Raw genomic sequence first — 23,579 nt, 5'->3', positions numbered from 1 at the left:
CCGTACAGGATGTGAAGGACACGCCCCCACCCGCACCAGCGATCGTGTGCTGTCTGGGGGCTCTTCTTGTTGATCCGTGAATCCGTCGCGTCGGCCGCCGCCGAGATCCAGTCGGGAGCGCTGTACTTCCATCTGGCGGACCGATTCGTTCACGCCCACGGACATCAGCCCTCTTACGGCGAGCGCCGATCGTGGGAGCGTTCTCTGCCCGCGCTGGTGAACGCCGTGATGGAGGCTGGTCTCGGCGAGGTCGAGGTGATGCTGGAGTACACGCTGCCGCTCACCAGCAAGCGTGCCGACGCCATACTCGCCGGCGTACACCCGAAGACCCGTGAACCCTCCTACGTGGTCGTGGAACTGAAGCAGTGGACCGAGGCGCATCCGGACGAGGAAGCCCCGAGGCTCTGCCACGTCGACGGAATGCGCTCCCGCCCGATGCTCAATCCCATCGAGCAGGTCCGGGGGTACTGCGACTACCTGGCCCGGTTCAACGGGGCGCTGGACGGGCGGGAACACCAGGTCGTCGGTGCGGCCTACCTCCACAACGCCACTGAGTTCGGAGTCGGAGCGCTGGATGTCGCCGGGCAGAGTCCGCGCGGTCGCTTCTTCACCGGGGACAAGCGGGGCAAGTTCATCGAGTTCCTCCAGGAGCACCTCGCACCGGAGGCCGGCGCCCTTGCTGCCGATGCCCTCCAAGCAGGAAAGATCAAGCCGTCCACTCAGCTCATCGATGTCGCCGCTCAGGAGGTCCGAGACCGGGAACAGTTCCGCTTGCTCGCTGAGCAGCAGATCGCGTACGAACTCGTGCTCAAAGCCGTTAGGAACTCGCGGCAGGCCGACAACAAGGAAGTCATCGTCGTCACCGGTGGCCCAGGGAGCGGGAAGAGCGTGATCGCGCTGTCCCTTCTCGGCGAGCTGTACCGCCAGGGGCGGTCCGCGTTGCACGCCACGGGTTCGGCTTCCTTCACCAAGACCATGCGGAAGGTCGCGGGGTCCCGTAAGCGGGAAGTCCAGGATCTCTTCAAGTACTTCAACAGTTTCATGACCGCCGAGCGCAACGGTCTCGACGTGCTGATCTGCGACGAGGCACACCGGATGCGCCAGACTTCAGCCAACCGCTACACGCGGGCCGCTGATCGCACCGGCAAGCGCCAGGTGGAGGAACTCATCGACGCGGCCCGGGTGCCGGTCTTCCTCCTGGACGAGCACCAGGTCGTACGACCCGGCGAGATGGGCTCCCTGGGCGAGATCGAAGACGCGGCGGCTGCCAAGGGGCTGCCCGTCACTACAGTGCCCCTCGACGGCCAGTTCCGTTGCGGTGGCAGTGACGCCTACCTGGACTGGGTGGTGCGGCTGCTCGGCCTGGAGGACGAGAGCCCGGTCGACTGGGAGCCCGACTCCAAAATGGAACTCATGGTGGCGGACACTCCAGAGCAGATGGAGGCGTTCCTGGAGAGCCGACGCGCTCAGGGGTACGGCGCCCGCATGTCCGCAGGGTACTGCTGGAAGTGGACCACCAAGATCGCGCCGGGTCAGTCGCTCCCGGAGGATGTCGTCATCGGCGGCTGGGCCAGGCCGTGGAACGTCTACGGTGACCGGGCGGTGGCGGGTGCGCCCCCGGCCGCGCTGTGGGCAACCGACCCGGCCGGCTTCGGTCAGGTCGGCTGTGTCTATACGGCACAGGGGTTCGAGTACGACTGGAGTGGCGTCATCATGGGGCCGGACCTGGTGTGGCGCGATGACCGATGGGTGGCCGACCGTTCGGCCTCGAAGGACCCGGTGTTCAAGAAATCCACCCCGTATGAGGATGTGGACCGGCTGATCCGCAACACGTACAAGGTGCTGCTGACCCGGGGCATGAAAGGCACCGTGATCTACTCCACGGACGCCGAGACGCGTGCCAAGCTGCGCGAACTCGTCCAGGCCGAGGCCCGGACCCCGGAGCCGGTGGGCTGACGGTGCCCTGATGCGGCCTGCGGGATCCGCCGTGCTGGGCGACCGGGCTCATCGCGTCACCGTGATGCGGCCCTCCGCTCCCATGAACACACCCTGTGCGTACAGCTCGGCGACATCCGACTCCAGGGCTGCTCGAATGTCCTGGCCAAGCCGCCGCCAGCCGAAGAAATCGCATGCCTGGCGGAGCAGTTCCTCGCGCGACATGCCCGGGCATTCGGCGGCCAGCTCCCGGAGTGCGAGCCGGCGCTCGGCCGGGGCGATGTGGGCAGCCTGGCGTGCGGGGGCGCCGTCCGCCGGGTGGCGGGCCTTGAGGTCCTGCCTGTCCGCCGTGTCGAGGAAGTCACCGTCCGCGTTGACCGCTCCTGTGCGTCGGAGGCCACGCACCACCTGCCGGATGTTCTCGCGGATCCTGGAGCCCGCCCTCGCCACACCCCATGCCTCACGGGCACGCTGAACCAGCAGCTCCTCGTGGATGGGACCCTCGGCTTCGATGACCCGGGTCAGGATCCGGCGCAGCGCGGGCTGGGCTTCGGGGGTGTGGAGTTCGGCCGTCGACGTCACGTGTGCCTCGTACACGGCGTACGGGGCGCTCCAGGGGCGGTCGGGCTCCGTGTCGACGGGGACTCGCTCATGGTCCTCGGCGGTGGGCCCGGCGTCCGGGCTCGTCGTCGGCTGAGCCGGGATCGCAGCGCGGTCCGGCGCGGGGAGCGGCGGCTCGGGAGCCGGTGCCGTCAGCGGATCCATCGCGAGGGCCCGCGCGACCGCCTCCTTGAGCCGCTCCTCGGCGGCGGCCCGCGCCCGGTACCAGTCCGTGCCCCAGATGCGGTGGAGTTTCCAGCCCAGGCCCCGCAGGACTTCTTCACGCAGCCGGTCACGGTCGCGGGCCGTCTTGGAGGAGTGGTACATCGCCCCGTCGCACTCGATGCCCAGGGCATACGTGCCGGGTGCGTCGGGGTGACGCAGGCCCATGTCGATACGGAAACCGGCGACGCCGACCTGTGGCTGGACGTCGTATCCCCAGTCGCGCAGCACCTGGAGCACCGATTCCTCGAAGGGGCTCTCAGGCTCGGCGTCGGCCGACTGCAGGAGGTCCTGCGCGAGGACGCCGGGTCCGTCCTCGGCGTACTGGAGGTAGCGCTTGAGGTGCTGGACGCTCTTGTTCGGGCTTTCGCCGAGGCTGCCGCCGCGGAAGGAGGCGACGACCTCCATGCGGTAGCGGGCACGGGTGACGGCCACGTTGAGCCGGCGCCAGCCGCCGTCCTTGTTGATGGGGCCGAAGTTGAGACCGAGTTTGCCGTTCTCGTCGGGGCCGTACCCGACGGACATGATCATGACGTCTCGCTCATCGCCCTGGACCGATTCGAGGTTCTTGATGAAGAAGCCGTCGAGCCGGTCTTCGGTGAAGCGGTGGTCGAGGTCGGGGCGCATCAGGCGGGCTTGCTGGACCGCCAGGTCGATGGCCGATGCCTGGGCCTGGGACAGGGCTACGACGCCCAGGGTGTGACCGGGGCGGGTGTCGAAATGGTGGATGACGCGCTGGGCGACGGCCTCGGCCTCGAGCTGATTGTCCCGCCGTCCGCCCCTGTCGTACGTACCGTCCACGGGGAAGAAACGGACGCCCACGTCGTTTCCGTGGTCCAGTGCGCCGGGGAAGGTGACCATGGAGTTGTTGTAGAACTCCCGGTTGCTGAAGGTGATCAGGTCCTCGTGACGGCTGCGGTAGTGCCATCGCAAGGACAGCACGTTCAAGGCACCGGCCTTGCAGGCGTCGAGCAAGGACTGGAAGGAGTCCGGCACGTCCTCGTCGTACTCGTCGCTGTCGTCCTCGACGGCCGAGTCGAAGAAGGACGTCGGCGGAAGCTGCTTCTCATCGCCGGCGACGACGAGGGAGTCACCCCGGTAGATGCAGTTGATGGCGTCGGCGGGACGCACCTGCGACGCCTCGTCGAAGATCACGACATCGAAGTGGTAGTCGGCAGGGAGAAACTGGCTGACTGTCAGAGGACTCATCATGAAGCACGGCTTGATCTTCTGCACCACCTCCCTCGTACGGCCGAGCAGTTCGCGTACGGGCATGTGGCGTCGCTGCAGCTCCGCCTGCCGAATGATCACCTTGCCCGAGCCACTGCTGAAGCTGCGGGGCCTGCGCCGGTTACACGCCTCGACCACTGCGCCGCCCGCGGCCTCGACCAGGCGGCGATCGGCCTCCTGGAAGTCCGCCACCCGTGCGTCCAGATCCGCGGAGCGGGTCGTACGAAGCCTCTCATCGGTGTCGAGAAGCTCGTCCGCCCACGCCCTGAGCACCGCGTACTCCACGACGGCGGACAGCCGCTCCGCCGGGATGGCGCGCTCCGCCGCACGGGAGACGAGTTCGTCGATCCGGTGGCCGGCCAGCACGGTCAGCCCGTCGTGGTACGCCCGCCACTCCTCGGGCCCCTGCGGGTCCGCCAGGAGAGCGTCCACGATCCGCTGAGCCTGATCGAGGGTGCCCAGCAGCGCGGGGGAAAGCTGTGATCGCCGCGTGTCGTCGAAGAGTCCGAGCAGTGCCGTCGCCGCGCTGGACCAGCGGTCGGCACGCTGCGCGGCGGCGTCGCACCAGTCTCCCAGGGCGTCCCGTCCGCTGCGGGCCAGCAGCCGTGGCAGCGGGTCCGGGACCGAATCGCCGTCGGCGAGGTAGGAGACGAGCACGCTCGTGCGCTCGATGCCGCCCGAGAGCCGGGCTATGCGGTCGGCCGTCGCCAGTGCCTTGTCGAGTGGCGCCAGGTCCGCCTCGGTCCGGGGCGTATACCGTCCCAGGAGGTCGCCGTGCAGGCTGGCGAGGCGAGCGGCCTCCGCATCCGCCCGCTGCCATGCCAGGGCTTGGTCGAGCCGGCCGATGAGCTTCTTGTGCCAGGTGCCGTCCCGGGTGAGCGCGGTGACGGCCGCCCGGTCGGCCTTGTACTGGGCGGAAAAGCGGGCTGTGAGACCTCGGTGCTCCTCCGAGAAGCGGCGTACGAGTTCGGGAAGTTCCGTTGCGGTGAGGACCTGCTCGCCGAAGACGTCACCGGCCGCGCCGCGCGCTTCCGCAAGAATCACGAATGCTCGGCGCAGCTCCTCCGCGGCCGCGTGAGCGTCGCGCAGGGTGTCCGGACCGAACCAACCGCTCAGCGGCCGATGGGCCTCAGAGGCAAGATCGGTCAGCGCGAACAGCGCGAACGCGTCCTCTGCCGTATCCGGTTTGCGGGCGCCGAGGTGGTCCGCGAGCTGGGCGAGGGTGCCCGAGATGTCCTCGGGGAGAGCGGCCCCCGACACGGGGCTCCGCTCCGGCAGTCCGGCACGGAGTGTCCCTACGGCCCGCGTGAGATCGTGCACCGTACGGGGTTCGCCGATCGTGGCCGCGAAGGGCCTGCGCTCACCGACGGCGCGCAGCGCGGACAGCGCTTCGGCGGCCTCTGACACGGTCGGCAGGGCGGAGGACCCCACCAACCCTCGCCAGGCGAACGCCTCCCCCTCAGCCGCCGGTCGCCAGGCGCGGCTGATGGCTTCGGCGGCGACCAGGAGGTTCCCCACAGCCCCGGCATCGAGGGCGCTGACGGCCTTGCGGTGGTCCGCGCGGAGGGTGAGCTGAGGCGTGCCGTCCTGTTCGAGGAGTACCAAGCGGCCCAGGACGTCATGCAGCGTGCGCTCCATCGGCTCCCGCACCTGGTTCATTGCCGCCGCGTAGCTGGAGAGGTCCTCACGCAGCCGGCGGGCCCGCTCCAGTTCGTGCTCGGCTGCTCCGGAGACCCGTGCCTCGGTGGTGAGCACCCGGGCGAGTTCCGTCGCCACGGCCCTCTTGGTGGTGTCGCCGCTGTGCAGGGCCAGGGCGAAATCACCGAGGCCCACGCGGCGCAGCCGATTGCGTACGACATCGAGGGCCGCCGCCTTCTCGCTGACGAAGAGCACGCTGCGGCCCGCGTGCATGAGCGCGGCGATCATGTTGGTGATGGTCTGGCTCTTGCCCGTTCCGGGCGGACCGTTCATCACGAAGGAACGCCCGTCGAGGGCCGCCGCGATGCACTGGCGCTGGGACGCGTCGGCGTTGAGGACCAGCGGGGTCCGCTCTGGAAGCTGGACCTCGTCGATACGGTCAAGCTCGGGTGGCTCGAAGGAGATCGCGTCGGCGGGCAGTTCGGCGTCGGGGCCGAGCGCGACCGCGCGTACCAGAGGGTGGGCCAGGATACGGTCCTCGTTCTGCTGGAGGTCCTGGTACATGGCCTCCTTGTACGAGGAGAAGAGGCCGAGCACCACCCGCTCGTCGACGGACCAGCCGTCCTGCCCGGAGGCGATGTGACGCGCGGCGGCGAGTACCGGGCCGAGGTCGGCGACGTCGTTTCCCGTCACCGGTGACCAGTCGATGCCCAGCCGGTCGCACTTCACTTCCAAGGCCGGATTGTGGACCGGCTCCTGGCCCTCCGCCGGGTAGAGTCGCGCCTGGCCGGTTCGCCGATCGCGGCGCAACTCCACCGGAACGAGCAGCAGCGGGGCCGAGCTGGTTTCCTGGGCGCCCGCTTCCCGCCAGTCGAGCATGCCCACGCCCAGCCACAGCACCCACAGACCGTAGTCGTTGTACACCTGGGCCGACTTGCCGCGAAGGAGGCGGAGCGCCCCGTGCAGAGCTGTTTGTCGGGTCTTCTGGGTGACGAGTCGCCCGCCTAATACCGCCTTGTGGCGTTCCTCGGGAGGCAGCGTCTTCTGGGTTGTCTCCTCGTCGCCTTCGTCGTCCTCTCGCTCCTCGACAGGAGCGAAGTCCCAGCCCCGCGCCAGGCCGTTCAGCACGGCCGCGGCGCCGGGCGAGGTGATTTCCAGGGTGGCGGTCCTCGTGTGGCGGAAGTTCAGAAGTCTGTTCCGTCCGCCCATATCGAGCAGCGAACCGCGCCAGCCACCGAGGACCGCCTTCAACCGATCCAGACCGGGATCGCTGATGCGGGGGCGTGCGGCGCCGGTCACGTGCCGGGGTGTCATACGGGCGTTACCTCCCAGGAGCAAGAACGCATATGGGGACGATCCACTACCGAGAGCCCCCTAAACACCGTATCTACCAGCCCAGTACACACAACACACCTGAAACGGCGACTCCGATGCCGATCGGACGCCCTGAGCACGGCACAGAGCAGGTCCCGCAGGTGATCGCATGGGCTCGGGCGAGGTATGTCACCGAGCAGGGCAGAGGAGGTCCGGGGACGAGGGGTTCGGGGAGCACTGGACTACGGCCAGGGAGAGGAAGGACGTGCGGCCTGTGTAGAAGCCCAAGGAGACGTCGGCGCCTTGGGTGAGGCGGGTTGTGGTGGTGGCCAGCAGGCGGGAGAGGCGGGCGGTGTTGGCTTCGTCTCGGGAGAGGAAGCCGGGGGCGTGTTCGGTGAGCTGTTGGCCCAGCCAGGTGGCGGCGTCCTTGGGTTCGTGGAAGGTGGCGCGGATGAGGGTGGGGGCTTTGAGGAGCCAGTACGCCGTTTCCATGGGCGGCAGCTCGGAGCGGCGGAAGGTGTCGAGGGCGGCGCGGTAGTGCTCCTCGTCCTCCGGCGTGACCGGGGGCAGGGGGCGGTCGGGGAGGCGGCGGAGGTTTTCGTGGTCGAACAGCTCCTTCTCGCCCAGCCAGGAGTACGCGTGGAGGTGCACGCGTCAGCCGTTCCCCCGGAGGGTTCAGGGGAAGGCCACTGATGGGGTGATGGGGGCGTTGGCCCTGGGGGCTAGGAGATGGTGAGCTTGGCCGTTGTGTCGTAGAAGCAGAGGTGGTTCTTGATTTCGGCCACCGCGTCGATCGGCTGCGGGTATGCCCAGACCACGTCCGGGCGCAGTTCGCCTCCGCTGTCCGCGCCGATGTACGTCCAGTACGCCGCCTCGCCCTTGAAGGGGCAGGTGGTGCGGGTGTCGGTGGGCTCGAAGAGGGTCAGGTCCACGTCCTCCGGCGGGAGGTAGTAGCGCACGGGCAGGCCGGTCTCGTGGAGCAGCAGGGGGCGGTTCGTCTCGGCTACGACCTGGTCGTCGATGGTGACCTTCACGTGCTGCGTGCCGCGGGCCACCTCCACGCGGTGGCCGGTTCCGGAGCCGGTGTGGGGGTGAGTGGGCATGGTGGGAGTCCTCCTCGGAGCGGGCGGGCTGAGCGGTTCTGTTCAGGTCAACGCTTGGCCTCGGTCGGGGATTCCGTCTCCTCGCGGGGCCAGGGGTGGCCGTCCAGCGTCTCGACCTCGCGGTTGAAGCGGGTCAGGGCCTCGCCGAAGCGGGACAGGTCCTCCTCGGTCCAGTCTTCGAGCAGCCGGGCCAGGCTGGTGCGGCGGCGGTCGCGTTCGGCGGTGAGGCGGTCGGCGCCCAGGGCGGTGACGCGGAGTTTGCGGGCGAGGCCGCCGTCGGGGTCGGGGATGCGCTCGACCAGGCCGCCGCGCAGCAGGGCGCCGGTCTGGCGGTTGACGGTCGAGACGTCGAGCTGGAACGCGTCGGCCAGCTGGCCGATCGACATCGCGCCCTCCGTGTCCAGACGGGAGAGGAGGAGGTAGGCGGAGCGGTCGAGGCGGTCTGGCGCGCAGGGTTCATCAGAAGATGTCTTGCGGTCCCTCGGTGTCAGGACGTGGCACCTGGCTACCAGCATCAGCTCGCGTTCCAGCAGTTCCAGCCGCTCCAGCACGCTTCCTCCTCGTTGCCCCCGCTCCATGAAACAGAAGTGTGCACGATACACATCATGTGTAGGATGCACATCTCCCACTCATCCCTGTTGTACCGCTTGGAGGCCGCATCCGCATGGCCCAGTCAGCCCCAGCCCGCGTCGAGGAGCCCTTGAGCGCCGCGCCGCCCGGCACGTCGCTCTCGCAGCGCGAGGTCGGTGGCGGTTTCGTGGCGGTGCTCGCGTTCTGCGGCATCGCCGTATCGGTGATGCAGACGCTGGTCGTCCCGCTCGTGAGCGAGCTGCCGCAGCTGCTGCACACCACCAGCTCGAACGCGTCCTGGGTGGTCACCTCGACCCTGCTCGCCGGGGCGGTCTCGACTCCCGTCATGGGGCGGCTCGGGGACATGTTCGGCAAGCGCCGGATGCTGATGGTCGCGCTGACGCTGCTCGTCATCGGCTCGCTGACCTGCGCCGTCACCTCCGATCTGGTCGTGATGGTGGTCGGCCGGGCCATCCAGGGCGGGGCGATGGGCGCCATTCCGCTCGGCATCAGCATCATGCGGGACGAGCTGCCGCCGCAGCGGCTGGGCTCGGCGATGGCCCTGATGAGTTCGTCGCTCGGCATCGGCGGTGCGCTGGGCCTGCCCGCCGCCGCGTTCGTCGCGCAGCACACCAGCTGGCACGTGCTGTTCTACGGGGCCGCCGGGCTGGGCGCGATATCGATCGCGCTGGTGCTCGCCGTCGTACCGGAGTCCTCCGTACGTACGCCCAGCCGCTTCGACCTGATCGGTACGGTCGGGCTGACGGCCGGGCTCGTCTGTCTGCTGCTGCCCATCACCAAGGGCGGCGACTGGGGCTGGACGAGCGGCACGACGCTCGGGCTGTTCGGCGCGGCCCTGGTGATCCTGCTCCTGTGGGGCCTCTTCGAGCTGCGCACCGCCGAACCGCTGGTCGACCTGCGGACCACCGCGCGCCGCCAGGTGCTGCTGACCAACCTCGCTTCGATCATGGTCGGCTTCTCGTTCTACGCGATGTCGCTGATCCTGCCGCAGCTGCTCCAGCTGCCGGAGGCCACCGGCTACGGACTCGGCCAGTCGATGGTCATGGCGGGGCTGTACTTCGCCCCGATGGGCGTCGCGATGATGCTGGTCTCGCCGCTGTCCGCGCGCATCAACGCCTCCCGCGGCCCCAAGGTCTCGCTGATCAGCGGCATCATCGTGATCGGTGCGACGTACGGCGCGGGCCTGGTGATGATCGACCACATCTGGCAGATCGTGGTGCTGTCCACCGCGCTCGGCATCGGCATCGGCATCGCGTACTCGGCCATGCCGACCCTGATCGTCAGCGCCGTACCGGCCCGGGAGACGGGCGCGGCGAACGGGCTGAACACCCTGATGCGGTCCATCGGCATGTCCACCTCCAGCGCGGTGGTGGGGGTGATCCTGGCCCACCAGACGACGGACTTCGGCGGGGTCGCGCTGCCGAGCAAGGACGGCTTCCAGATGTCGTTCATGGTGGCGTGCGCGGCCTCGGTCGTGGGTCTGCTCATCGCCTTCTGTCTGCCGGGGCAGCGGCGGGCTTCCGTCGGAAGTGTCACGTCCGCGCCTGCGACCGCCTCGACGCCGACCGTAGTGGAGGAGCCCGTCGACGAGCCGGTCGAGGCCGTCGTCGAGAAGGCCGCACTCACCGGCAGCGTCATCCACGGCCGGGTCCTCGGCCCCGACGGCACCCCGCTGGCCGACGCCGCCGTCACCCTGATCGACACCGGCGGCCGCCAGCTCGGCCGTACGGTCAGCGGGCGCGACGGCGGCTACACCGTGGCCGCGCCCGGCAGCGCGAGCGTCGTCCTCATCGGCTCGGCCCCCGGCCATCAGCCGCAGGCCGCCACGCTGATGGTGTCGGACGTCCCGGTCGTCTGCGATCTCCGGCTGGCCGGAGGCGGCGGGCTGACCGGGTCCGTACGGGCCGAGGGCGGCGCGCCGCTGGCCGGGGCCACGGCCACCGCGACCGGCGCGGACGGCGAGGTGGCGGGCTCGGCGAGGACGGACGAGAAGGGTGAGTTCGCGCTTCCGGAGCTGGGCTCCGGCACGTACACGCTGACGCTCAGCGCCGAGGATCACCGTCCGCACGCCACCCAGGTCGAGCTGACCGCCGGTGAGCCGGTGCGGGTCGAGGTGTCGCTGCGGGCCGCGGCTCGCGTCCGGGGCACCGTACGTGACCAGGGCGGACGGCCGCTGGAGGACGCCCGCGTGGCGCTGCTGGACGGCTCCGGCGATGTCGTCGGGCAGTTCATCACGGGTGCGGACGGGGCTTTCGGTTTCGAGGGCCTGACCGGTGAGCACTACACGGTGGTCGCCAGCGGTTACGCCCCGGCCACCCGGCCGGTCACGGTCGGCGGGGACGCGCCGGAGGCCCGGGACGTCGACTTCCTGCTGAGTCACGGCTGAGACGCGGCTGAGACGCGATACGCCGCTCAGCCCGGGCTGGGCTGAGCGGCGCACGGCAGCGATACGCGCAGCGATCAGCGCGGCGATACGCGCAGCGAAAAGCGGCCCCCGGCGGCGCTGGTCCCGCTCATTCCTCGGGCAGGCTCTCCCACGCCTCGCCCTTGCGGAACAGCTCGTAACCCTCCGCGTCCGCGATCGACTCGGCCTCCGCGCGGCTGCTGACGGAGATCTCGTAGGTGTGGCTGTCGACCGTCGCGTGGACGCCCTTGCCGTCGGTGATCGTTTCGATCGAGTGCGTCTCGTAGATGACGCGCCCCGGCTCGGTCTTGCTCCAGACCACGTGCATGCTCACTGCCATCGGACCACTCCCGAAGACGAGCCCCCTGGTTTCAGGGTCTCACGGCACGCGGCTACCGCCTTCCGAAGATCGCCACATGCGCCAGGGCCAGGACCGCGAGCGCTCCGCCGAACCACATCACGCCCACGAGCGCGATCCCGTCCGCCGCCTGGCCGCCGAGCAGCGCGCCCAGCGATATCGCGATGTTGAAGACGCCGACGAACAGCGCCGAGGCGGCCTCCCGCGTGTCCGGCGCCGCGTGCAGCACCCAGGTCTGCGAGGTCACCGACACCCCGCCGTACGCCAGCCCCCACAGCACCAGCAGCGCGACCGCGCCGCCGAGGGTGCCGCCCGCCACGGGTACGAGCAGGACCGCGGTGGCCAGAGCGGTGAAGATGACCATGAGGGTGCGGCGGGGGTCGCGGTGGGCGGTGGCGCCCGCGAGGAAGTTCCCGGCGATGCCCGCCACGCCGTACGCCAGCAGCAGGGTGCTGATCAGCCCCGGCCGTACGCCCGAGACGTCCTCCAGCACCGGGCGGACGTAGGTGTACGCGCCGAAGTGGCCGGTGACCAGCAGCAGCGTGGTGATCAGCGCGACCCGCAACCGGGCGTTGCGGAACAGCCCCGGCACCTCGCGCAGCCGGATGGTCTCGGTGGCGGGCAGCGGCGGCAGGGTGACGGCGAGGGCCACGGCGATCGCCAGCGCCAGCGCGGCCATGAGGGCGAACGCGGCGCGCCAGTGGAGCAGGTCGCCGATGAGCGTCCCGACCGGTACGCCCAGGACGGAGGCGACGGCGATCCCGCTGAAGATCAGCGAGGTGGCGGGGCCTACGGACTTCTCCGGCACCAGCCGTACGGCGAGCCCCGCGGCCAGGGTCCACACCCCGCCGATGCACACCCCGACCAGCACCCGGGACAGCAGCAGCACGGCGAAGCCGGGGGCGAGGGCCGAGGCCAGGTTGGCGGCCGCGAGGAGCCCCATCAGGGCGCACAGCACCAGCCGCCGGTCGAGGCGGCCGACGGTGACGGTCAGGAGCGGCGCGGCGGCCGCGGCGACCAGCCCGGGCACGGTCATGGTCAGGCCCGCCGTACCGGGCGACACCCGCAGTGCGGAGCCGATGGAGGTGAGCAGGCCGACCGGGAGCATCTCGGTGGTGACGACGGAGAAGGTGCCGAACGCCACGGCGACGACGGCGAGCCAGGCTCTGAGCGGCGAGTGCGCGGGGTCGGGCGCGGCTGACCCGGATGCGCCTGCCGGAGCGGTGAGTTCCGTGGTAGGGGGCGTGGAATTCGACATGACTCAAATGAACCGCTGGGTTCGGCCGGGAACAACGCCGAAGTCTTCAGTCTTCTATGAGCGGGACTCATGGATCAGTGGAGGGAGGCCGATGTCCGGGCTGGAAATGCGCGAATTGGAGTGTTTTCTGGCGCTCAGCGAGGAGTTGCACTTCGGCCGCGCGGCGGAGCGGCTGTACGTATCGCAGAGCAGGGTCAGCCAGTTGCTGCGCGCGCTGGAGGGGCGGATCGGTGCCCGGCTGCTGGACCGCACCAGCCGACGGGTGCGGCTGACGCCGCTGGGCGAGCGGTTCCTGGCCGAACTGCGGCCCGCGTACGACGCGCTGTCCGGGGCGGTCGAGGGCGCCAGGGGCGCGGCGCGCGGCCTCACGGGCGTGCTGCGCGTCGGCTTCCAAGGTGCCGCCGACGAGCGGGTGATGGCCGCGCTGGCGGCCTTCCGGGACCGGCATCCGGGCTGCGAACCGGAGACCGTGGAGATCCCGATGGCGGATCCGTTCGGCGCGGTGCGGGGCGGTGAGGTGGACGCGGCGATCGTCTGTCTGCCGGTCGAGGAACCGGATCTGGTCCTCGGTCCGGTGTTCTCCCGGCAGCCGCAGACGCTGGTGGTCCGCGCCGGGCACCGGCTCGCGGGGCGGGGCGGGCGTGCGGGCATGGGTACGGGCGCAGGCACGGTGGGCGGCACGGGCACGGTGGACGGCGCGGGCGCGGTGGACGCCGAGGAGCTGGCCGACTGCCCGCTCGTCGCCCCGTCGGATCCCGCGCCCCGCTACTGGCGGGAGTTCATGGCCCCGCCCGTCACCCCCGGCGGCCGTCCGATCCCCCGCGGCCCGCGGGTGCGCACCCTCCAGGAGGGGCTGACGGCGGTCGCGGCGGGCCGGGGCGGGATGCTGCTGTGCGCGCCGACCGCCGAGTACCACGGCCGCCGCGACATCACGTCCCTCCCGGTGGCGGGGCTGCCGGACTCGATGCTCGGCCTGGTGTGGCGGCGGGGCGGCGAGACGGCGCGGATACGGGCGCTGCGGCGGGCCGTGGACGAGCTGTGCGTCGCCCCCTTTCAGGCAGCCTCCTTCCAGGCAGCCCCCTTCCAGGCAGCCCCCTTTCAGGCAGCCCAGATCCGCTGCAGCGCCCGGTAGTCGACCACCGCGATGCCCTCCTCTCGGAGGATGTCGCGGGCCTGCGGTGAGGTCAGGAAGGCGTGGTCAGTGCTGCGGACCGGCCAGCCGCCGGGGTCGGCCGCCCGGGCGTGCGCGTCGTCCAGCCCCGGGTGTACGGCCCATTCGCTGAGCCCGGGCGGCAGGTCGCGCAGCAACTGGGCGTACCGGGCCGCCTTGCCGTCGAGGGCGAGGCTGAAGCTGTCCAGAAACGGGTGGTCGAGGGCGGGCAGCCCGCGCCGCCGCAGCGTGCGCCGCGCGGGATCGAGCCAGATCCGTACCGCCAGGCCGTACTCCGCGGCCAGTGCGAGCGTCAGGTCGCGGATGTCCTCGCGGCCGCCGTCGGCCAGACAGTGCCAGTCCAGGTGGGCGGGTGCGAGTCCGGCGTCCAGTACGGCTTCGATCTGGGCGCGGAACTCGCTCTCGACCTCCGCCGGGTGGGCCCGGGCCCGCAGTTCCGGGATCCCGGCGGGGTCGTACAGCTCCCCCGCCCCGTTCAGCAGCGAGGGCACCCGCTCCTTCGGCGACAGCGGTCCCCAGGGGAGGCGGGGCAGGTCGCGGACGAGGGTGAGGTGGATGCCGAAGGGGATGTGCGGCCGCTCGCGCAGCAGTTCCATGGCGTGCGGCGCCGCCGGGCACGGCACCATCAGGCTGCACGACGCCGCGATGCCGTCCTCGATGGCCTCGACGACGGCGGTGTTGACGGCCGGGTACATCCCGAAGTCGTCGGCGTTGACCAGGAGCGCGCGGGCGTCGGCTGCCAGGCCGAGCAGCTCGGTGGAGGTGGCCGGGGGCGCGGGGTCCATCGGGTCGGCGGGGCCCATCAGCGGGTGTCCCTTCGCATGCAGACCCGTGGCCACCGGTCCAGCCCGTGCCCGGCCTCGCTGCGGCGGATCTGCCACAGCCCGGGGGTCAGTTCGTCCTCCGTCAGCGTCCGGAAGCCGCAACGGGCCGCGTAGTAGGGGGCGTTCCACGCCACGTCCACGAAGGTGGTCAGGGTCAGGGCGGGTACGCGGTCGGCGGCGGCCCGCGCCGCGACGTGCTCGATCAGCGCCCGGCCCACTCCGCGGCGGGCGCTGTCCGGGTGCACCGAGATCTGCTCGATGTGCGTGTTCCCGTCGACGGGGTCGGTGATCACGTAGGCCATGGCCCGGTCCGTGCCGTCCACCGCGACCCAGGCCCGCCCGGCGCGCTGATAGCGCTCCAGCTCGGCCAGGGTCAGCGGCTCGTCGTCGGCGATCTCGTCCATCCCGATGTCCCGGAAGCACCGTCCCGCGGCGCGCTCTATGTCCTGGAGTTGGGGAAGTTCCTCGATGGTGCTCGTTCGAATCCGCACCCCACCATCATCCTCCGGATCGGCCTGACAAAGGGGTGCCCCCCACCGCCGTGGAGAGCACCCTTTGGCCGTTCCATCACACAACCCGCCCCCGGCCCGAGTCATCCCCACATGACCTCGGCCTTTCCGGTGGCGGTGATCAAGAACCTAGCAAAACCCGGGTAACGGACCGGTGTTGGAGCGGTCACGTCCCCGCCACATGGCGCGAAACACCCTGGCCGGAGAGGCGATCCGACGGGGAAACCGCGCCCAAGAACGGGTCAGGGGCGGTCTCGGGCGAACAGCTCGTTCAGCTCGCCCTGCGGGATCTGGGTCTCGGCGAACGTCAGCGTCCCCCGCTCCCGCAGCTCCCGGGCGCTGTCCCGTACGAAGCCCAGCGCGGCGCGGGCGATGCTGCCGCCGAGGCTGAGGCGGGCGACGCCGGCGGAGCGCAGGGCGTCGGCGGTGAGGCTGGTGGCGCCGAGGCCCATCACGACGTTGAGCGGGCCGTCGATCTCGTTCACCAGGGTGGTGATGCTCGCGAGGTCGTTGACGCCCGGTACGTAGAGGCAGTCCGCGCCCGCCTCCCGGTAACGGCCCGCGCGCCGGATCGCGTCGGCGAGCGGGTCCGGGGAGCGCAGCATCAGGCCGTCGGTGCGGGCGGTGACGACGAAGCCGGTGCCGCCCGCGTCCGCGGCCTCGCGGGCGGCGGCGATCCGGGCGACGGCCAGCTCCTCGTCGTACAGGGCGCCGTCCGCGAAGTCCTCGATGTTGCCGCCCGCGAGGCCCGCGTCGACGGCCAGCCGGATGGTCTCGGCGACCGCCTCGGGCTCCGCCCCGTACCCGTCCTCCAGGTCGCCGTTGACCGGCAGGTCCACGGCCTCGGTGATCTGGCGGACGCGGTCGAACATCTCGGCCCGGGAGACCGCCTTGCCGCCTTCCGGGATGGTGTGGTCGGGCCTGCCCAGCGAGAAGGCGATCCCGGCGCTGGTCGTCGCGAGCGCCTCGAACCCCGCCTCCGCCAGCACGATCGCGCTCCCGGCGTCCCAGGCGTTCGGCATCAGGAAGCCGGTGCGGTCGTCGTGGAGGCGGCGGAAGGCGGCGGCGGGGCGGCGGGTGGTCATGGGGCGGGTCCTCTCGGCGGCGGAACGGCAGGCGACGCTCGTAGCACCGAGGGAACCACACGCCACCGACAACGCGTCGCAGCGATCATGAATGAGCTGCAGGACCTGATCGACGACTACGAGTGCATCCACCACGGCTACTACCTGGGCGAGGACGAGGAGATCGACGCGGTGGTGACCGCGTGCGTGGACCGGCTCGAAGCGGCCCGGGCGGCGCACGGCACCGGCTCCGCCGAAGTGGCGTTCCCGGCCCTCGGGCTGGTGCTGATGTACGGGCACGTGATGTGGCACTCGGCCCCCGGCCTCGCGGACCGGACCGCCGCCGCGCTGCGCGCCGTCGCGGCGGACGGAGCGCAGGCGCCCTGCGGCCATCCGGGGCACCCGAGTGACGAGGGCCTCGACATCGGACAGCTGGAGGGCTTCCCCACCGCCCTGGAGCTGATCGGCGACCCCGCGAGCGAGGACGTGTCCTGGGACGAGCTCGCCGAGCGGTCCGGCGGGTCCGACTCCGGCGAACTCTCCCCCGCCGAGGTGGAATCCCGCTGGCGCTGCCCCCGCGCCCTCGCCGGATTCGCCTCAGCGGCCGCCGAGGCCATCCGCCCGGCCCGCCCGGCCGGCGTCTGAGCCCCTCCGGCGACGGCTGAGCCGCCTCAGTCCTCGGCCGCGCCCTGCGCGATGGCCTCCTCCACCTCGCCCGTCCGGGCGGCCTCCTCGGCGGCGAAGCGCTCGGCGTCCAGCCGCTGGGCGATTTCCTCGTCCTGGTTCATCAGCAGGTCCAGATTGCTGTCGCCGAGTTCCAGGACGCCCATGTCGACGTAGGCGCGCTGGAGGCGTTCGCCCCACAGGCCGATGTCCTTCACGCACGGCACGATGCGGCTGAAGAGCAGCTTGCGGAACATGTGGAGGTACGGGGAGCGCTCGGCGTACTCCTCGGCCTCGGCCTTCGGGATGCCCAGGTTCTCCATGATCTCGACGCCGCGCAGCCGGTCGCGCATGAGGTAGCAGCCCTCGATGACGAACTCCTCGCGCTCGCGCAGCTCCGCGTCGGTCAGGTCGCGGTAGTAGTCGCGCAGCGCCATCCGGCCGAACGCGACGTGGCGGGCCTCGTCCTGCATGACGTAGGCGAGGAGCTGCTTCGGCAGGGGCTTGTCCGTGGTGTCGCGGATGAGGCCGAAGGCGGCCAGCGCCAGGCCCTCGATGAGGACCTGCATGCCCAGATAGGCCATGTCCCAGCGGGAGTCGCGGAGGGTGTCGCCGAGCAGCGCCTGCAGGTTGTCGTTGATCGGGTAGAGCAGGCCGATCTTCTCGTGCAGGAAGCGGCCGTACAGCTCGGCGTGGCGGGCCTCGTCCATGGTCTGGGTGGCGGAGTAGAACTTGGCGTCGAGGTCGGGCGCCGATTCTACGATGCGGGCGGCGCACACCATCGCGCCCTGTTCGCCGTGCAGGAACTGGCTGAACTGCCAGGAGGCGGCGTGGCGGCGCAGTTCGGCCCGCTCCCGCTCGGACATCCGGTCCCAGTGGGGCGTGCCGTAGAGGGCCAGGGCCTCGTCGGGGGTGCCGAGCGGGTCGTACGGGTCGACCTCCAGGTCCCAGTCGATCCGCTTCGTCGCGTCCCACTGCTTGTCCTTGCCCTTCTGGTACAGGGCGAGCAGCCGGGACCGGTGGTCGTCGTACTCCCAGCTGAACCGGGCGGCACCGGCGGCGGGCACCTGCCACATCGGGTCGCCGGGGTCCATGGAGTACAGCTCCTGCGTCGACACGGCGTCTCCTTCGCCTCGCTGCGCACCAACACTTCCGCGGGGGATTGACGGGCTTGCTGACACAGAGTCTCATAAGGGGTGTCCAGCCGCGACCATTCCTCCGAGGTGTCTCCAGCGATGACGACCGCGACCGCATCAGCCGCGTCCCGGGACGCGCTCGGGCTCCTCAGGGACCGGGAACAGGTGGCGGAGCGGCTGCTGCTGGCCTCCGCCCGGCACTCGTTCGACCCCGACACCGAGCTGGACTGGGACGCCCCGCACGAGCCGGACAAGTGGTTCTGGCCGCCGGAGCTGGTCTCCCTCTACGGCACCCCGATGTGGCGGCGGATGCCCGAGGAGCAGCGGATGCTGCTGGCGCGGCACGAGGCCGCGGCGCTGGCCTCGCTCGGCATCTGGTTCGAGATCATCCTGATCCAGCTGCTCACCCGGCACATCTACGACAAGTCCCCGACCAGCGCCCACGTCCGCTACGCGCTCACCGAAATCGCCGACGAGTGCCGCCACTCCCAGATGTTCGCCCGGCTGATCGCCAAGGGCGGCACCCCCGCGTACCCGGTGTCCCGGCTCCACCAGAACGTGGGCCGGTTCTTCAAGACGTGCTCCACCACGCCCGGTTCGTTCACCGCCACCCTGCTCGGCGAGGAGGTGCTGGACTGGATGCAGCGGCTGACGTTCCCCGATGAGCGGGTCCAGCCGCTGGTGCGCGGCGTGACCCGGATCCATGTGGTGGAGGAGGCGCGCCATGTGCGGTACGCCCGGGAGGAGCTGCGCCGCCAGATGGTACGGGCGCCGCGCTGGGAGAAGGAGCTGACCCGCGTCGGCTCGGGCGAGTTCGCCCGGCTCTTCTCGCTCGCCTTCGTCAACCCTCAGGTGTACACGGATGTCGGCCTCGACCGGCGGGCGGCCGTCGCCCAGGTGCGGGCGAGCGGCCACCGCCGCGAGGTGATGCGCGGCGGCGCCCGGCGGCTGACCGAATTCCTCGACGACGTCGGGGTGCTGCGCGGCGTGGGCCGCAGGCTGTGGCAGAGCAGCGGCCTGCTGTAGGGGGCTTCGCCGGCGGGCCGCGAGGCGCCTCCGTCAACGGGCCGCCCCGCGCCATCCGCCCGGGTGCGGTTACGCTGCCAGGCATGACGACGAGCAGTGGCACCGCCCCGGCGGACGCGGACCGGGCGACCCCGGCGCCCCCGGCCACCGTGCGCCGCGGGACGTACCGCAGGCTCAGCGTCGAGGCGCGGCGCGCCGAACTGATCACCGCCGCGCTCGGCCTGTTCGCCCACCACGTGCCCGAGGACGTGTCGCTGGACGACGTCGCCTCGGCCGCCGGTGCCTCCCGCCCGCTCGTCTACCGCTACTTCCCCGGCGGCAAGCAGCAGTTGTACGAGGCCGCGCTGCGCAGCGCGGCCGATGAGCTGGAGGGGTGCTTCGAGGAGCCGCGGACCGGCCCGCTCAGCGGCCGCCTGGCCAACGTGCTGGACCGCTATCTCACCTTCGTGGACGAGCACGACGCGGGGTTCAGCGCACTGCTGCACGGCGGCAGCGTGGCCGAGACCTCGCGGACGAGCGCCATAGTGGACGAGGTGCGGCGGGCCGCGGCCGAGCAGATCCTGCGGCATCTGGCGGCCGAGGAACCCGCCGAGGAACCCGGCGCCCGGCTGCGGATGATGGTGCGCACCTGGATCACGGCGGTCGAGGCGGCCTCGCTGATCTGGCTGGACGAGGACAAGCAGCCGTCGGCCCGGGAGCTGCGGGACTGGCTGGTGGACCACTTCGTGGCCCTGCTGGCCGCCACCGCGGCGACCGATCCGCAGGCGGCCCGGGTGATACGGGCGGCGCTCGCCGCGGAGCCCGCGCAGGGCCCGGTGGGCGCGCTGGCGCGGCGCGTGGCGCCGGTGTTCGGCGCGGCGCGGCACCTGCTGTGAGAAGCGAGGAGACGCCGTTCGTCGGCGGGCCGCTGGACGGCCGGGTGCTGTCGGTGCTGGTCGGCGCCACGGGACAGCCGCCGAAGACGTACGAGGTCCCGGTCCCGGACGACGCCGGTGGACCGCCGACCGTGTACGTCTACCGCCGCGTCCCGGTGGGCACGACCCGGCGGCTGGGGCTGATCCGGGGCTGGGCTTACGAGTACGACCCGGAGGGCAGGCCGGGCAGCGGACCGAAGTGGCCGTGGTCCAAGCCGGGCTGAGACGTGCCCGAAAGCCGCTCCGCCAGCCGCGACCGCCCTCCGCACGGGTGACCGTATTGAGCCGACTCGCCCATCATTCTCCCGAAGATACGACTGTCGCGCCACGTTCCTGCTGAGGTAGTCGTCGGACCCTGTTCCCGCAGCCGGAGGTGTGAGCCCGTGTCAGGACGGATCGTAGGCTCGGTCTGCGCGGCAGCGATCACCGCGGCCGCCGCGCTCGTCCCGCCCGTCCCGGCGGCCACGGCCGCCCCCGTCCAGCCCTCCGCCCGTCCCGCCGACCGGTCCGTCGCCGGGCTGCTCACCCAGCTCAAGACGCTGTACCGGAAGGCCGAGGAGGCGACCGAGGCGTACAACGCGACCGAGGAGAAGCTGCGCAAACAGCGCTCGAAGACCCGGAAGCTGACCGACGACCTCGCCCACAGCCGCACCGACCTGGCCGACAGCCGCCAGGACGCGGGGCGGCTGGCCCGCCAGCAGTACCAGGGCCACACCCAGCTCTCCACGTACACCTTCCTGCTGACGCTGCTCACCCCGCACCCGGAGAAGGCCGTCGACCAGGCGCGCGAGCTGGACCGGGCGGCGGGCCGCGAGGCCGCCGTCGTGGCGCGGCTGATCAAGGGCGAGCGGCACGCCGACGCCCTCGCCACCAAGGCCCGGGCCGCCCTGGACAAGCAGCTGTCGCTGAGCGCGAAGAAGAAGAAACAGCGCGACAAGGTGAAAAAGCGGCTCACGAAGATCGAGAAGATGCTCGCCTCGCTGACCGCCCGCCAGATCACCCAGGTGGCGGAGAAGGAGCGCGAGGAGACCGACAAGGCGCAGCGCAAGCTGGTCGCCTCCGGGGCGCTGGGCGGTCGCCGGGCCCAGGGCGCCGCCGCCCCGCCGCCCCTCCCGGACCCCGGTCAGGACCAGGGCGCGGACACGGGCGGCGGCCAGGACACCGGCGGCGGCCAGGACTCGGGCGCCGCCCAGACCCCGAGCGCCCCGGCAGGGGGCACGGCCACCACTCCCTCCGTGCCGAAGACACCGGGCCGCCTCCCGATGGCCTCGGCGTCGGCCGGGCAGCGGGCGCTGCGGTGGGCGCTCAACCAGATCGGCAAACCGTATGTGTGGGGCGCCGAAGGGCCGAACTCCTTCGACTGCTCGGGGCTGACCTCCCAGGCGTGGGCGCACGCCGGACGGGTCATCCCGCGCACCAGCCAGGAGCAGTGGCGACGGCTGCCGAGGATCTCGCTCAGCCAGATCCGCCCCGGTGACCTGGTGATCTACAACAAGGGCGCAAGCCATGTGGCGATCTACGCGGGAGGCGGCCAGGTGGTGCAGGCGCCCCGGCCCGGCACCACGGTGCGGCTCTCGGCGCTGGCGTCCAATCCGGTGCAGGGCGTGGTCCGTCCGGGCGCGGCCCGGCGCTAGGTCACCCCCTAGGAGGATCCGGCGGCCACGGACGAGAGGTAGGCCGCGGCCTTGTCCGGCTCGTAGAAGAAGCGCTCGAAGTCGGACGGGTCGTCGAAGCCGTTGGCGATCCGGTCGGCCACCGGCGGCAGGCCGCCCGCCGCGCCGAGCAGCTCCACGATGTGCCCGGGCGGCGGGGCGAGCATCGCGTTGGTCCACTTGGTGGCGTGCCGGGCGGTGGCCCAGTAGCGGTCGAAGGTGTCCCGCATCCACGCGGCGTCGAACGGCCGGTCACCGTGGGCCACGATGCTGTCCAGGTAGGAGGCTGCGCACTTGGCGGCCGAGTTGGAGCCCTGGCCGGTGAGCGGGTCGTTGGCGACCACGACGTCGGCGACGCCGAGGACCAGGCCGCCGCCGGGCAGTTCGCCGACCGGGTTGCGTACGGTCGGGGCGTACCGACCGGCGAGCGTGCCGCCCGCGTCGGTCAGCTCGACCTTGGTGGCCCGCGCGTACTCCCACGGGGTGAACCGCTCCATCAGCTCCAGCGTGCGGGCCAGGTGCTCGGACGGGTCGGTGACGCCCTGGAAGACATCGGCCGGACCGCCCGGGACGCCCTCCCAGAAGAGGATGTCGGCGCGCCCGCTGGTGGTGAGGGCCGGCATGACGAACAGCTCGCCGACGCCGGGGACCAGATTGCAGCGCACCGCGTCGTGGTCGGGGTGCTCGGGGCGCGGGTCCAGCCCGTGCACGTAAGCGACGGCCAGCGTGCGCTGCGGGGTGTCGTACGGGGAGCGGGCGGCGTCGCGGCCGAAGAGCGAGACGAGTTCGCCCTTGCCCGCGGCCACCAGCACCAGATCGTGGCTCTGGGTGAAGAAGTCCAGGTCGGAGACGGAAACACCATGGATGACCAGTCGGCCGCCGCGCTGTTCGAACAGCTCCAGCCACCCGGCCATCTTGACCCGCTGGTCGACGGACTGGGCGTATCCGTCGAGCCGCCCGACCCAGTCGACGGCGCGGGAGTGGGGCCCCTCGGGCGTCGGCGGTCCGGCGACGGACACGCCGAGGCCCTCGATGCGCGGCGCCTGCCCCTCCCAGAAGTTGAGCGTCAGGTCGCGCTCGTGCTGCAGCGCGGTGCGGAACATGCACTGCGTGGACATGACGCGCCCGGAGCGGATCTCGTCGGCCGTGCGGTTGGCCATCAAGGTGACCTCGTAGCCCTCGGACTGGAGGCCGAGGGCGAGTTGGAGACCGGACTGCCCGGCTCCGACGATGAGTATCTTCCGCATGACGGTGGCTCTCTCTCAGGCTCAGGACAGGAAAAGGAACGGGACATTCCATTCCGCGAGCGGAGCCGAGGTTAGTTCACCCGGGTGACACGTCAACGGCGTGCCCCACCAGCGCGAGCAGCGCGTCCACCGCCGCGACCCGCTGCCGCGCGTCCATGGTCACCACCGGTACCCCGGGCGATACGGAGAGCGCGTCCCGGACGTCCTCGGGGCCGTAGAGCGGGGTCCCCTCGAAGTGGTTGACCGCCACCACATACGGCAGGCCGAGACTCTCGAAGTAGTCCAGCGCCGGGAAGCTGTCCTCCAGCCGCCGGGTGTCGGCCATCACGACCGCCCCGATCGCCCCGCGCATCAGGTCGTCCCACATGAACCAGAACCGCTGCTGGCCCGGGGTGCCGAAGAGATAGAGCACCAGATCGGATTCGAGCGTGATCCGCCCGAAGTCCATCGCCACGGTCGTGGTCAGCTTCTCCGGCGTCGCGCCGAGGTCGTCCACGTCCTCACTGGCCTGTGTCATCAGGGCCTCGGTCTGCAGCGGAGTGATCTCCGAGACCGAGCCCACGAACGTCGTCTTCCCGACGCCGAAACCCCCCGCTATCACTATCTTCGTGGCAATCGGCGCCCGCGAGCGGTCCGTCTGCCAGCTCTGCAGCCGTTCTTCGGCCCCGGGTATACCGGCGCCGGGTATCTCCGACACATGCGGCGGCGTCACCGTCATCG

General features: G+C 71.2%; 20 protein-coding genes. 8 read left to right on the top strand and 12 right to left on the bottom strand.

Features of this window, described 5'->3' with window-relative positions:
* Nucleotides 1-66: 66 nt before the first annotated feature.
* Complete coding sequence (locus tag ACZ59A_RS12115; RefSeq protein ID WP_470956917.1) at nucleotides 67-1,956, top strand: DNA/RNA helicase domain-containing protein; 1,890 nt, start codon at nucleotides 67-69, stop codon at nucleotides 1,954-1,956.
* A gap of 48 nt (nucleotides 1,957-2,004) precedes the next feature.
* Here ACZ59A_RS12115 and ACZ59A_RS12110 read toward each other — a convergent pair whose 3' ends face one another.
* From ACZ59A_RS12110 to ACZ59A_RS12095, 4 genes are all read right to left on the bottom strand, one after another.
* On the bottom strand, nucleotides 2,005-6,939 hold the full coding sequence (locus ACZ59A_RS12110) for a DUF3320 domain-containing protein (protein WP_470956914.1): 4,935 nt from the start codon (nucleotides 6,937-6,939) through the stop codon (nucleotides 2,005-2,007).
* Between the two features lie 189 nt (nucleotides 6,940-7,128).
* The gene (locus tag ACZ59A_RS12105; protein ID WP_470956911.1) at nucleotides 7,129-7,590 is read right to left on the bottom strand and encodes a hypothetical protein; all 462 of its coding nucleotides are present in this window, start codon (nucleotides 7,588-7,590) and stop codon (nucleotides 7,129-7,131) included.
* A gap of 71 nt (nucleotides 7,591-7,661) precedes the next feature.
* Nucleotides 7,662-8,042 (bottom strand): DUF427 domain-containing protein, encoded by a 381-nt coding sequence (locus tag ACZ59A_RS12100; RefSeq protein ID WP_470956908.1) that lies wholly within the window; start codon nucleotides 8,040-8,042, stop codon nucleotides 7,662-7,664.
* A 47-nt stretch (nucleotides 8,043-8,089) separates the two neighbouring features.
* The gene (locus tag ACZ59A_RS12095; protein ID WP_470956905.1) at nucleotides 8,090-8,620 is read right to left on the bottom strand and encodes a MarR family winged helix-turn-helix transcriptional regulator; all 531 of its coding nucleotides are present in this window, start codon (nucleotides 8,618-8,620) and stop codon (nucleotides 8,090-8,092) included.
* Nucleotides 8,621-8,706: 86 nt separating this feature from the next.
* Here ACZ59A_RS12095 and ACZ59A_RS12090 point away from each other — a divergent pair, with 86 nt between their 5' ends.
* On the top strand, nucleotides 8,707-11,019 hold the full coding sequence (locus ACZ59A_RS12090) for an MFS transporter (protein ID WP_470956902.1): 2,313 nt from the start codon (nucleotides 8,707-8,709) through the stop codon (nucleotides 11,017-11,019).
* Between the two features lie 127 nt (nucleotides 11,020-11,146).
* On the opposite strand, the gene ACZ59A_RS12085 is transcribed toward ACZ59A_RS12090, so the two are convergent.
* Nucleotides 11,147-11,377, bottom strand: a complete 231-nt coding sequence (locus ACZ59A_RS12085; RefSeq protein ID WP_468051962.1) for a hypothetical protein — start codon at nucleotides 11,375-11,377, stop codon at nucleotides 11,147-11,149.
* Nucleotides 11,378-11,429: 52 nt separating this feature from the next.
* Nucleotides 11,430-12,653, bottom strand: a complete 1,224-nt coding sequence (locus ACZ59A_RS12080) for an MFS transporter (protein ID WP_470956899.1) — start codon at nucleotides 12,651-12,653, stop codon at nucleotides 11,430-11,432.
* 91 nt (nucleotides 12,654-12,744) lie between these two features.
* Between ACZ59A_RS12080 and ACZ59A_RS12075 the strand changes: the two genes are divergently transcribed.
* Entirely contained in the window at nucleotides 12,745-13,785 is a 1,041-nt protein-coding gene (locus ACZ59A_RS12075; RefSeq protein ID WP_470956896.1) for a LysR family transcriptional regulator, read from the top strand.
* On the opposite strand, the gene ACZ59A_RS12070 is transcribed toward ACZ59A_RS12075, so the two are convergent.
* From ACZ59A_RS12070 to ACZ59A_RS12060, 3 genes are all read right to left on the bottom strand, one after another.
* Nucleotides 13,752-14,627, bottom strand: a complete 876-nt coding sequence (locus ACZ59A_RS12070; protein ID WP_470956893.1) for a carbohydrate deacetylase — start codon at nucleotides 14,625-14,627, stop codon at nucleotides 13,752-13,754. The genes ACZ59A_RS12075 and ACZ59A_RS12070 overlap by 34 nt on opposite strands.
* On the bottom strand, nucleotides 14,627-15,139 hold the full coding sequence (locus ACZ59A_RS12065; RefSeq protein WP_470956891.1) for a GNAT family N-acetyltransferase: 513 nt from the start codon (nucleotides 15,137-15,139) through the stop codon (nucleotides 14,627-14,629). The genes ACZ59A_RS12070 and ACZ59A_RS12065 overlap by 1 nt, the downstream gene beginning before the upstream one ends.
* A gap of 260 nt (nucleotides 15,140-15,399) precedes the next feature.
* Nucleotides 15,400-16,242: an isocitrate lyase/PEP mutase family protein gene (locus ACZ59A_RS12060; protein ID WP_470956888.1), complete on the bottom strand. Its 843-nt coding sequence runs from the start codon at nucleotides 16,240-16,242 to the stop codon at nucleotides 15,400-15,402.
* Between the two features lie 87 nt (nucleotides 16,243-16,329).
* On the opposite strand from ACZ59A_RS12060, the gene ACZ59A_RS12055 reads away from it, so the two are divergent.
* Nucleotides 16,330-16,866 (top strand): hypothetical protein, encoded by a 537-nt coding sequence (locus tag ACZ59A_RS12055; protein ID WP_470956886.1) that lies wholly within the window; start codon nucleotides 16,330-16,332, stop codon nucleotides 16,864-16,866.
* Nucleotides 16,867-16,892: 26 nt separating this feature from the next.
* Here ACZ59A_RS12055 and ACZ59A_RS12050 read toward each other — a convergent pair whose 3' ends face one another.
* Nucleotides 16,893-18,002, bottom strand: a complete 1,110-nt coding sequence (locus ACZ59A_RS12050; protein ID WP_470956883.1) for a ferritin-like domain-containing protein — start codon at nucleotides 18,000-18,002, stop codon at nucleotides 16,893-16,895.
* Nucleotides 18,003-18,119: 117 nt separating this feature from the next.
* Between ACZ59A_RS12050 and ACZ59A_RS12045 the strand changes: the two genes are divergently transcribed.
* The 4 genes from ACZ59A_RS12045 to ACZ59A_RS12030 all read left to right on the top strand — a co-directional run bounded on the left by ACZ59A_RS12045 (nucleotide 18,120) and on the right by ACZ59A_RS12030 (nucleotide 21,594).
* On the top strand, nucleotides 18,120-19,046 hold the full coding sequence (locus ACZ59A_RS12045; RefSeq protein WP_470956880.1) for an AurF N-oxygenase family protein: 927 nt from the start codon (nucleotides 18,120-18,122) through the stop codon (nucleotides 19,044-19,046).
* Nucleotides 19,047-19,129: 83 nt separating this feature from the next.
* Complete coding sequence (locus ACZ59A_RS12040; protein WP_470956877.1) at nucleotides 19,130-19,921, top strand: TetR/AcrR family transcriptional regulator; 792 nt, start codon at nucleotides 19,130-19,132, stop codon at nucleotides 19,919-19,921.
* A complete protein-coding gene (locus ACZ59A_RS12035; protein WP_470956875.1) occupies nucleotides 19,918-20,184 on the top strand; it encodes a hypothetical protein in 267 nt (88 codons plus the stop codon). The genes ACZ59A_RS12040 and ACZ59A_RS12035 overlap by 4 nt, the downstream gene beginning before the upstream one ends.
* A gap of 159 nt (nucleotides 20,185-20,343) precedes the next feature.
* Nucleotides 20,344-21,594, top strand: coding sequence for a C40 family peptidase (locus tag ACZ59A_RS12030; RefSeq protein WP_470956872.1), 1,251 nt, complete (start codon nucleotides 20,344-20,346; stop codon nucleotides 21,592-21,594).
* An 8-nt stretch (nucleotides 21,595-21,602) separates the two neighbouring features.
* Here ACZ59A_RS12030 and ACZ59A_RS12025 read toward each other — a convergent pair whose 3' ends face one another.
* Complete coding sequence (locus tag ACZ59A_RS12025; RefSeq protein WP_470956870.1) at nucleotides 21,603-22,859, bottom strand: styrene monooxygenase/indole monooxygenase family protein; 1,257 nt, start codon at nucleotides 22,857-22,859, stop codon at nucleotides 21,603-21,605.
* A 76-nt stretch (nucleotides 22,860-22,935) separates the two neighbouring features.
* On the bottom strand, nucleotides 22,936-23,577 hold the full coding sequence (locus tag ACZ59A_RS12020) for a GTP-binding protein (RefSeq protein WP_468054332.1): 642 nt from the start codon (nucleotides 23,575-23,577) through the stop codon (nucleotides 22,936-22,938).
* Nucleotides 23,578-23,579 lie beyond the last annotated feature (2 nt).

This window comes from Streptomyces sp. NPDC040405 (assembly GCF_055595765.1).
The sequence above is the reverse complement of the archived record's forward strand: the minus strand, read 5'-3'. Positions and strand labels throughout refer to the sequence as shown.